This is a genomic window from Rubritalea sp. (assembly GCF_039830215.1).
GTDB lineage: Bacteria > Verrucomicrobiota > Verrucomicrobiia > Verrucomicrobiales > Akkermansiaceae > Rubritalea.
On the sequence record NZ_JBDOPO010000352.1, the window covers coordinates 1 to 3,710 of the forward strand.

The window sequence follows — 3,710 nt, forward strand, 5'->3', positions numbered from 1 at the left end:
GAAATTCTTTCCAGCACCACCAACGCTAGTTGCCGGAGGTGCCCTTGATAGCGAAACTGTTGGTCTTTCACACTTAATGGTGATCTAAAACCGGACTAGGCTTCAGCAACAGGCAACAGGCAACAGTACAGGATTTTTAATTTTTGCATCGCGTGGCACAAAAAGTAATCTGCAATCATGGCTCCAGTCAGGGGACTTACACTCTCCCAAGATTGATGCGCTTTGATGATTACAGGAGCGGGTTAACCTCATTAGGCGCAGCATGCAGAACTCCTTTACTTCATTTTGTATAGAAAGCCACAACTATGGAGGCAATCACTATGGATGCGGGCGACTTCAGCAACCTCACAAGTAAGTTGACTAACTTAGCCTTTTCTCTGGAAATAATCCAACCCCACACAACTTTTAGAAGTTTCATCAGAAAAAGCTCACTAGATAGAATGCTTACGCTTCGAGTTACTCTTGTAACTCTAGTGCGCTCTCAGACCCATCTTTCGCTTCAAGTTTCTCTTTCAGCTCTGGCCATTGCTCACGGCTCACGATGTAGCCAACACAGCTAGGGCGGCCACAGAGACATGGGTGGTCGACATAGCATTCAATATCAAAGCCGTAATCAAAGGTGAGTTCCTCGCCCTCTTTAATATCGCGCAGGGAATAGATGAAAATCTGGTCGCCCTCGATCCACGCTTCACAGTTGGGCTCGCATGAATGGTTGATCAGTCGAGCGTCATTCCATGGCACATCGCCATCGATGTCCCACTTCTCATCGAGAGTGAAAATATACACCGCAGCGTCGCCGGTTTTCTCAGCCACTGCAGCCTGATCCCACGCACGTTTTTCACTCTCGTCTTTGTCCACATACTCACCAATGTATTCAATAATCTGCGTCTCATTGGAAATATCTGTGGCAGCATAAACCCCGCGACCATGTATATCAGAGTTGCGCACGTCACAGAGTTTACTCTGACCACGCTCATACATCTCCTTCATTATTCGAGTGATGCGCGCCATCTTCTTAAGGTGATCGTAGCGCTTCTCATTCTTTTTCTCCTTTTTGTCCTTCTTAGGCATTTCTCAGATCTGTAGCAATTTACTTCACCTCGGTATCAGACTTGGTCGGCAGCACAAGATTGTGTGGTAGGAGCGGGAAGAGACTACGAAGATCTTGCACGCTGATTGTTGCCCCATCTAGAAACGTCCAGTCATTGCTTCCTTCCTTCGCTATGGCTATCTGAAAACTCTCACGTAAAAAACTACGCTTAGGTTGGTTCTCTATGAGGAAGCTCATCTTCATCTTTGTCGGTACGAATACGAGCAATTCATAAGTCACATCTTCCGACGAACGAATCTCTCTGCGACCTACCTTCATCTTCGGGTGCACCTTATACGCCTTCAACGCAGGTTGTGCCACAAACAAATCAATAGTGATGCCAGCTTCCTGCATCTGAACTCCGGCATTGTTGAAGGCTTCCAGTAATTTCACTTCACTTCCAAGTCGCTTGGCCTGACGCATTTTCCACCGTGGGTACATCTTATCGACCGCATAGCGGAAATTTGACTTCAGTACTTCGTTTCCCATTTTTTGAACCGATTGCTGTACCGACTGGCTTGAGGCTTCATTCAGAGTGAACTCGCCACCGACGAGTTGCTGGGCGTGCACACTAACCACGAGGCTAAGGCAGACTAAAAAGATGCGTTTTATCATAGAACTGCAATATTGATTCCCTGCTACAGGCCTCACGTCAAGCCTACGAGCGCCACATGGTGTAGAAAATCCTTCTATTTGACAGATATAGGGCAATCTCACACAAAAACCCATCATTTCTAAAAATTCAGCTTTGCATTCTTTCCATCACTAGATCTATGCTGCCGACTCATGGCAAAAAAGGCATTAGGTAAAGGACTCGGAGCGCTCATTAAGAAGCAGGAATCGCCATCTCCCATCGCTCAGAAAACCGCTCCAAAAAAAAATACAGCACCCGGCACACACGACAATGATGTCCGTATGGTTGCCATTGAATCTGTTATCCCTTCCCCCCTTCAGCCACGTAAGCATTTCACCGATAGCATGCTAGATGACTTGATGGATTCTATCCGTCAACATGGCGTCATTCAACCACTCATCACACGCGCGGTAGGCAACCAGCTCGAAATCATCGCAGGTGAACGCCGTTGGCGCGCCTCCAAGAGACTTGGCCTCAAGAAGGTCCCAGTCATCATCCGTAAGGTCGACGACCAAGACGTGCTAGAGATGGCTCTCATCGAGAACCTTCAGCGTGAAGACCTCAACCCAATTGAAGAAGCCGCTGGTTACATCCGCCTTGCCAAGGAGTTCAAAATGAAGCAGGACAAAATTGCTGAGCGCGTGGGTAAATCCCGTGCCAGCGTTGCCAATGCAATGCGCCTGCTCGACCTCACGCCTGAAGTGCAGGGGTTCCTTTCAAAACGCCTCATTACTGTGGGTCACGCCAAGGCTATTCTAGCAATCAAAGACCCAGTTACTCAGGTCCAGACTGCCGAAATAGTCATCAAGAAAAAGCTCACCGTACGAGCAACCGAGAAGCTAGCCCAAGATTTTAACAATCCACCGACCGAGCCCACGCCTAGTAAGCACACTCCATCAGCTGCCGACCTAGCTATCATCAAGAAAGTACAAGGCCAGTTAGAAAAAGACTTCGCCACCAAGGTCAACCTTCACCACACAGGTAAAAAAGGCAAGATTGAGATCGAATATAGCGGCAACGCTGACCTCAACCGCATACTAGAACTCCTTGGAGTTTCAATCTAGCATTGATCCCAGCCCACCGCCTGCTTGCCCACCACCCTTCAGCCCCACGACAAGCAACACCGAGACTCAAGTGCTCTAGCTCGCTTTTCACTTTAAGGCCATGTTCATTCCTACGCGTTTTTTAGCTCTCGCCCTGATTCCCTTCTCCCTTTGTGCCTGCAAAGACAGCTCATCCACACGCCAAAGCGTGAGCCAAGGAGTACAGCTACAACTAGGCGGTAAAGAAGTGGCCGATAAGATCGCACACAAAGCGTATTCCCACACAGAAACTATTCTAGGCTTTGGCCACCGCCAACCTGAATCCCTAGGGCTAGCTAAATCCCAGTCCTACGTCATAGCCGAACTTAAGAAACACGGCTGGACCAGCGTTAAGCAGAAGTTTGAAAAGATGACACCCAAAGGTGAAAAACATTTTACCAATGTCATTGCCCGATACGCACCTAGCCCTAGCCAAAACCCATGGAGCCGCAGCGTCACTGGGGTCCTTGCAGCCCATATCGACTCAAAGATTCTCCCCAACTTTCTGGGAGCCGACGATGCAGCCTCCAGCGTGGCCACCATCGTCGCCCTCGGTGAACACCTCCACAAAAACCATCCTTCAGCGGCCAAACAACTCGAGCTCGTATTCTTCGATGGCGAAGAAGCTATCGGGCCTAACATGACATTCCAGGTAGATGGACTCTACGGCAGCATTCATTACTCACGCGCCGTCCAGTCGAGTGTGGCGCAAGCTGTCAGCCCCTACAGAAAAGCACCACAATTCGGTATTGTGCTCGATATGATAGGGCACGAGAACCTCAACATCAAAATCCCCTCCGACACACCAAAACAACTCACCCGCAGCTATGACGCAGCACGCAGCAAACTCGGGCTTAAAAAGCACTTCGGAAAGAGCTCAGGATCCTTCCTCGACGACCATTAT

General features: G+C 49.0%; 4 protein-coding genes. 2 read left to right on the forward strand and 2 right to left on the reverse strand.

Annotated elements, in window-relative coordinates; translation table 11 throughout:
- Nucleotides 1–456: 456 nt before the first annotated feature.
- Nucleotides 457–1,071, reverse strand: coding sequence for an SET domain-containing protein-lysine N-methyltransferase (locus ABGY95_RS11940; RefSeq protein ID WP_347441907.1), 615 nt, complete (start codon nt 1,069–1,071; stop codon nt 457–459).
- Between the two features lie 19 nt (nt 1,072–1,090).
- Nucleotides 1,091–1,705, reverse strand: a complete 615-nt coding sequence (locus ABGY95_RS11945; RefSeq protein WP_347441908.1) for a hypothetical protein — start codon at nt 1,703–1,705, stop codon at nt 1,091–1,093.
- 171 nt (nt 1,706–1,876) lie between these two features.
- Here ABGY95_RS11945 and ABGY95_RS11950 point away from each other — a divergent pair, with 171 nt between their 5' ends.
- Together ABGY95_RS11950 and ABGY95_RS11955 are read left to right on the forward strand one after the other, a co-directional pair.
- Nucleotides 1,877–2,788 carry a ParB/RepB/Spo0J family partition protein gene (locus ABGY95_RS11950; RefSeq protein ID WP_347441909.1) on the forward strand — a complete coding sequence of 304 codons (912 nt, stop codon included), beginning with the start codon at nt 1,877–1,879 and terminating at the stop codon, nt 2,786–2,788.
- A 100-nt stretch (nt 2,789–2,888) separates the two neighbouring features.
- A partial coding sequence (locus tag ABGY95_RS11955; protein ID WP_347441910.1) for a M28 family peptidase occupies nt 2,889–3,710 on the forward strand: 822 nt, incomplete at its 3' end.